Raw genomic sequence first — 6,475 nt, 5'->3', positions numbered from 1 at the left:
GCGCCGGCTCCGGTCAGCGAGCGGACCTCGATCTCGGCGTACTTCTCGGCGTTGAACTCCTTGCTGAGGACGGTCCCGAGGAAGCCGCACAGGAAGCCGATCGGGATGGACACGATGCCCGGGTTCTCCAGCGGGAACCAGCTCCAGTCGTGGTCGGTGAACAGCGCCTTCTCCGAGCCGGACACCACCGGGGAGAACGCCACGAAGAAGATCGCCGAGCCGAGGCCGCCGTAGATGGCGGAGACGGCGCCGGAGGTGTTGAACCGCTTCCAGAACAGGCTGTAGAGGATCGCGGGCAGGTTGCCGGACGCGGCGACCGCGAACGCGAGCGCGACGAGGAACGCGACGTTGAGGCGCTGCGCGTAGATGCCCAGCACGATCGACACGGCGCCGATCACGAAGGCGGCGATGCGGGCGACGCGGACCTCGTCCCGCTCGGTGGCCTTGCCCTTGCGGAACACGTGCGCGTACAGGTCGTGCGAGAAGGACGAGGACGAGGCCAGGGTGAGGCCGGAGACGACCGCGAGGATCGTCGCGAACGCCACCGCCGCGATGACCGCGAGCAGGATCGTGCCGCCCGCGTCGCCGAACATGATCTCGCCGATGCGTTCGGCGAGCTGCGGCGCCGCGGTGTTGCCCGCCGCGTTGACCGCGGAGATCTCCTTGGAGCCGACGAGCGCGGCGGCGCCGAAGCCGAGCACCAGGGTGAACAGGTAGAACACCCCGATGAGCCCGATGCCCCACATGACGGACTTGCGGGCGTCGCGGGAGGTCGGCACCGTGTAGAAGCGGATCAGGATGTGCGGCAGCCCGGCGGTGCCGAGGACGAGCGCGAGGCCGAGGCTGATCAGGTCGAGCTTGCCGGTGAGGCCGGACTCCTCGGTGGCGTAGCGCAGGCCGGGCTCCAGGAACGCGTCGGGCTTGCCGCTCTCGGTGGCGGCGTCCTTCAGCAGCGACGACAGGTTGAAGCCGAACTCGCCCAGCACCAGCACCGTGATCAGGGCCGCGCCGGTCATCAGCAGGACGGCCTTCACGATCTGCACCCAGGTGGTGCCCTTCATCCCGCCGAACACCACGTAGATGATCATCAGCACGCCGACCATCGCGATCGTGGCGCCCTTGGCGAACTCGCTGGTGAAGCCGAACAGCAGCGCGACGAGCGCGCCCGCGCCGACCATCTGCGCCAGCAGGTAGAAGATCGACACCACGATGGTGGAGACGCCGGCGGCGGTGCGCACCGGGCGCGGGCTCATCCGGAACGCCAGCACGTCCGCCATCGTGAAGCGGCCGGAGTTGCGCAGCAGCTCGGCGACCAGCAGCAGCGCCACGAGCCAGGCGACGAGGAACCCGATCGAGTAGAGGAAGCCGTCATAGCCGTACAGCGCGATGAGCCCGGCGATGCCGAGGAACGACGCGGCGGACATGTAGTCGCCGCCGATCGCGAGGCCGTTCTGCGCGCCGGAGAACGAGCGTCCGCCGGCGTAGAAGTCGGTCGCGCTCTTGGTGTTGCGGCTCGCCCACACGGTGATCCCGAGGGTGGCGGCCACGAACACCAGGAACAGGATGATCGACAGGGTCTCGTTGCTCATCGGGCGTCCTCCGCGGTCTCGGCGGTCCCGGCCCCGGTGGTCTTGGTGGTGTCGACGGCCTCGGCGGTGCCGGCGGCCGCGGCGGCACCGCCGGCCTGCGCCGCCTCGACCTCCCCGCGCACCTTGTCGGCGAGCGGGTCGAGGCGCCGCTCGGCGTGCCGCGAGTACATGTAGGCGATGCCGAACGTGGACACGAACTGCAGCAGCCCGAAGACCAGCGCGACGTTGATGGACCCGAACAGCTCGTGGCCCATGAAGCCGCGCGCCCACCCGGACAGGATGACGTAGAGCAGGTACCAGCTGAGGAACGCGGCGGTCATGGGGAATGCGAATCGGCGGAACCTGCGGCGGAGTTCCTGGAACTCCTCGGTGCCCTGGAACCGTTCATAGACGGTGCCGGGGGCGCTCTTATCGACGGACACGACCGCCCTCCTCTGTTGTGACGCCAATCACGCGCCACGGTAAAGATCCAGCTCGGAGGGGACGAGAGGGCGACGCCGGGGCTGCGGCAAGGTGCCGGTCATCGTCGCCGGAATGTCGTCCCCGTCGATGAACGGTCGCTTTCGCACGACGAACGGTCGCCCCCGTTGGGGTCGCCAGGCGCCCGGTCACACCCTGCGGGGCCGCCAGGTGCCGCGATCGACGTTGAGCGACTCCGGAGTGTGCAGGCGGACCATCATGCGGGCGACGCCCGGCGGCACCCGGCGCTGGCTGCACAGCGACACCAGGATCATGACGGTGAACGCGATCGGCACCGTCCAGGCGGCGGGCTGGGCGAGCAGCGCCCCGGCGAGCCCGGACGGCGGCCCCGCCGCGATCGTCACGATGACGGCGCCGCCGGCGAGCACCCCGCCCGTGACGAGCCCGGCGAGCGCTCCCGGGACGGTCAGCCGCCGCCACCACACCCCGAGGACGAGCAGCGGGCAGAACGTGGACGCGGCGACGGCGAACGCGAGCCCCACCACGTCCGCGACCGCGAGGGACCGGGCCGCGATCGCCAGCGCCAGCGGCACCGTGAGCGCGAGCAGCGTCCCCACCCGGAACGACCGGACGCCGCCGCGCAGGATGTCCTGCGCGAGCACCCCGGCCACCGACACGGTGATGCCGGACGACGTCGACAGGAACGCCGCGACCGCGCCGCCGGTCACCAGCGCGCCGAGGAGGTCGCCGCCGACCCCGCCGATCAGCCGTCCGGGCAGGGTCAGGACGACGGCGTCGGCCCGCCCGGTCATCAGCAGCTCGGGGGTGTAGAGGCGGCCGAGCACCCCGTACAGGGCGGGCAGCAGGTAGAACGCGCCGAGCAGCGACAGCACCATCACGGTCGTGCGCCGCGCGGCCCGCCCGTCCGGGTTGGTGTAGAAGCGGACGAGGACGTGCGGCAGCCCCATCGTCCCGAGGAACGTGGCGAGGATCAGCGAGTACGTCGCGTACAGCGAGTGGTCGCGCCCGTCGAGCGGCATCGCCCATTCCCGGTCGGTGGTGACGGGCCGCCCGCTGACGTGCGGGACGTCGGCGCCGGCCGGGAAGGTGACGGACGTGTCCTGGTCGATGTGGTGCCGCCCCGGGTTCAGGGTCAGCGGCACGTTCGCGTGGTGCCGCCCGTCGACGCGGCCGTCCGCCACGACCTGGACGGGCGCGGTCACGTCGACGGTGACGGCGACGCCGACCGCGACGGTCGTCCGGTCGGCGAAGCGCGGCGGGACGTCCGACGAGAGCCCGGGCGCGCCGTCGCCCCGCCACGCCAGCAGCAGGAAGATCAGCGGGACGGCGAGCGCGGTCAGCTTCATCCAGTACTGGAACGCCTGGACGAGCGTGACGCTGCGCATGCCGCCGCCCAGCACGTTCACCGCGACGACGACCGCGACGAGCACCCCGCCCGTCCATACCGGGGCGCCCGTCACCGTCCGCAGCACCAGCCCGGCGCTCTGGAACTGCGGCAGCAGATACAGCCAGCTGATCAGCACCACCAGGACGCTCGCGACGCGGCGCACGGCCATCGACTCCAGCCGCGCCTCCGCGAAGTCGGGCAGCGTGTAGGCGCCGGACCGGCGCAGCGGCGCCGACACCAGCACGAGCAGGACGAGGTACCCGCCCGTCCAGCCGACCGGGAGCCACAGCATGTCGGCGCCGTAGGCGAGGATCAGGCCCGCGATGCCGAGGAAGGACGCCGCCGACAGGTACTCGCCGCCGATCGCGGACGCGTTCCGCAGCGGCGTCACCGTCCGCGACGCCACGTAGAAGTCGGACGTCGTCCGCGAGATGCGCACGCCGAGCACGCCGATCAGCACCGTGGCGACCACCACGAGCAGCACCCCGGCGAGCCCGTACGCGGCGTTCACCTGGGGTCGCCCGGTGGGCGGTCGGCGCGGTCGACGAGGTCGGCGAAGTCGTCCTCGTTGCGCTCGGCCAGCCGGACGTACCACCAGCCGCACGCCACGAACCACGGGTAGATCAGCCCGCCGAGCACCACCCACGGCAGCGGCAGCCCGAACAGCTCCCGCTCGCGCACCTCGGGGACGAGCGCGAACAGCAGCGGCAGCCCGAGCACCACGACCGCGAGCACCAGGCACAGCCGGACGGCGAGCCGCAGCTGGCTGCGCAGCAGCGAGCGCATGTACGCCTCGCCGAGCCCGGTCTGCTCGTCGATCTCCCGGGTCACCGGGTAGCGCGGCCGCCGGACGGTCCGGGCCCGGGGCCCGGTCACCAGCGTCCGCCCCGGCGCGATCTCGCGCCGCTCCCCCGCGCTCAGCGGGCTCTCCTCGCCCGCCGCACGAGCAGGTCGCGCAGCTCCCGGACGTGCCGCCGGGCCACCGGCAGCTCGGTGCCGCCGACCACGATCGTGCAGCGTCCCGAGTCCAGGCGCAGCTCCTCGATCGCCGACAGCGCGACGAGGTGGCTGCGGTGCACCCGGACGAACCCGGCGCCGCTCCACCGCTCGCTCAGCGCGTTCAGCGGGATGCGGACCAGATGGCTGCCGCCGGACGTGTGCAGCCGCGCGTAGTCGCCCTGCGCCTCCACGTACAGCACCTCGGCGGGCGTGACGAACCGGGTGACTCCGCCCAGCTCGACGGGCATCGGCTCCGGCTCGGCCGGCGCGGCGTCGGGGACGGCGTCCGCCCAGCCGGCCTCCTCGGCGGCCTCCGTCACCCGCGTGATCGCCAGCCCGAGCCGCTCCGGCCGCACCGGCTTGAGGATGTAGTCGGTCGCCTTGATCTCGAACGCGTCCACCGCGTGCCCCTCGTAGGCGGTGACGAACACGATCTGCGGGGCGCGCGCGAACTGGGCGAGGACGCGGCCGAGCACGGTGCCGTCCAGGCCGGGCATCCGGATGTCGAGGAACACGGCGGCGACGGGGCGCCCGTCGGCGAGGGCCCGGTCGAGCTTGCGCAGCGCGGCGGCGCCGTCCCGCGCGGTGTGGATCTCCCCGATCCGCGGGTCGGCGCGCAGCAGATGGACGAGGTCGTCCAGCGCGGGAGGCTCGTCGTCCACCGCAAGGACACGCAGGCCCACCGCATCGTTCCTTCCCTCGTCGTGCGCCACATTCCAGTCAACCCCGTCGGCACAGTCAAGAGGCGGTGACGCCCGGACGGTACTTCGGCACCCGCACGATGACCTTCGTCCCGGCGCCGGGGCCCGTCTCGACCGCGAGCCCGTACTCGTCCCCGTACACCTGGCGGAGCCGGTCGTCCACGTTCGCCAGCCCGATCCCGGACTCGTCCGCGCCGGGCATGCGGCGCTCGCCCGCGAGCAGCCGCCGCACCTCCTCGGGGTCCATGCCGATGCCGTCGTCCTCGACGCTGATCACGCAGTCGGACCCGGCGTCCTCCGCCACGATCGTGATGAGGCCCGGCTCGGACCTGTCCTGGAGCCCGTGCCGGACGGCGTTCTCCACCAGCGGCTGCAGGCACAGGAAGGGCACGGCGACCGGCAGCACCTCGGGCGCGATCCGCAGCGTCACCCGCAGTTCCTCGCCGAACCGGGCCCGCTGCAGCAGCAGGTACCGGTCGATCGACCGCAGCTCCTCCGCCAGCGTCGTGAAGTCGCCGTGCCGCCGGAACGAGTACCGGGTGAAGCCGGCGAACTCCAGCAGCAGCTCCCGCGCCCGCTCCGGGTCGGACCGGACGAACGACGCGATCGTGGTCAGCGAGTTGTAGATGAAGTGCGGCGAGATCTGCGCCCGCAGCGCCCGCATCTCCGCCTCCATCAGCAGCGCCCGCGAATGGTCCAGCTCCGCGAGCTCCAGCTGGGCGTCGACCCACTGCGCGACCTCCTCGGCCGCCCGGATCAGCCCGGCCGGGACGTCCTCCCCGTACGCCGCCAGGGTCCCGACCACCCGGTCGTCGGTGGCGAGCGGGACGACCACGACGCGGCGGATCGGGCAGTCGAGCCGGTCGCAGACCACGTCGTGGACCTGGGTGCGCCCGCTCGCCAGCGTGGCCTCGGCGTGCCGCGGCCCCTCCTCCGCGTGGTGGTCGTGCTCGCCGTCCCAGGCGAGGAGGCGCTCCCCGTCCGTGATCGCCAGCGCCCGGCAGTCGAGCAGGGCCCGCAGGTGCCGCGCGGCCTTCTGCGCGCCCTGCTCGGTCAGCCCGGCCCGGAACGCGGGCGCCGCGCGGGACGCGGTGTGCAGCATCTCGAACGTCGCGCGCCGCGCGGGCCCGCCGAGATCGCCGCCGCGCCCGCGGCGCCACAGCCACACCAGCGCCGGGACCCACGTCACCAGCAGCGTCGCGACGACCGCAATGCCCACATTCATACGGCGAAGTTACGCGGTGGCGTGCCTTCCCGGGAGGGGTCCCGCGACGGCGCTGCCACCGTTACGGCGAACGCGGCGACAGGGCCGGTATGGGGAGAGGACTCACGGGCATGGGGCGTGTCTTTGCACGGGC

At 72.7% G+C, this 6,475-nt stretch carries 6 protein-coding genes; all 6 read right to left on the bottom strand.

Annotation, left to right across the window (positions count from 1 at the left end; translation table 11 throughout):
* A partial coding sequence (locus tag ETD96_RS39120; RefSeq protein ID WP_138641536.1) for a solute symporter family protein occupies positions 1-1,589 on the bottom strand: 1,589 nt, incomplete at its 3' end.
* Entirely contained in the window at positions 1,586-2,011 is a 426-nt protein-coding gene (locus ETD96_RS39115; protein WP_138641535.1) for a DUF485 domain-containing protein, read from the bottom strand. The genes ETD96_RS39120 and ETD96_RS39115, both read right to left, overlap by 4 nt.
* A 186-nt stretch (positions 2,012-2,197) precedes the next feature.
* Entirely contained in the window at positions 2,198-3,928 is a 1,731-nt protein-coding gene (locus tag ETD96_RS39110) for a sodium/solute symporter (protein ID WP_138641534.1), read from the bottom strand.
* The gene (locus ETD96_RS39105; protein ID WP_205719685.1) at positions 3,925-4,293 is read right to left on the bottom strand and encodes a DUF485 domain-containing protein; all 369 of its coding nucleotides are present in this window, start codon (positions 4,291-4,293) and stop codon (positions 3,925-3,927) included. The genes ETD96_RS39110 and ETD96_RS39105 overlap by 4 nt, the downstream gene beginning before the upstream one ends.
* 41 nt (positions 4,294-4,334) lie before the next feature.
* Complete coding sequence (locus tag ETD96_RS39100; RefSeq protein WP_138641533.1) at positions 4,335-5,099, bottom strand: LytR/AlgR family response regulator transcription factor; 765 nt, start codon at positions 5,097-5,099, stop codon at positions 4,335-4,337.
* Between the two features lie 55 nt (positions 5,100-5,154).
* Positions 5,155-6,342: a sensor histidine kinase gene (locus ETD96_RS39095; protein WP_138641532.1), complete on the bottom strand. Its 1,188-nt coding sequence runs from the start codon at positions 6,340-6,342 to the stop codon at positions 5,155-5,157.
* Positions 6,343-6,475: the final 133 nt, after the last annotated feature.

It is taken from the genome of Actinomadura geliboluensis, from assembly GCF_005889745.1.
In the GTDB taxonomy this organism is placed as follows: Bacteria; Actinomycetota; Actinomycetes; order Streptosporangiales; family Streptosporangiaceae; genus Spirillospora; species Spirillospora geliboluensis.
The sequence above is the reverse complement of the archived record's forward strand: the minus strand, read 5'-3'. Positions and strand labels throughout refer to the sequence as shown.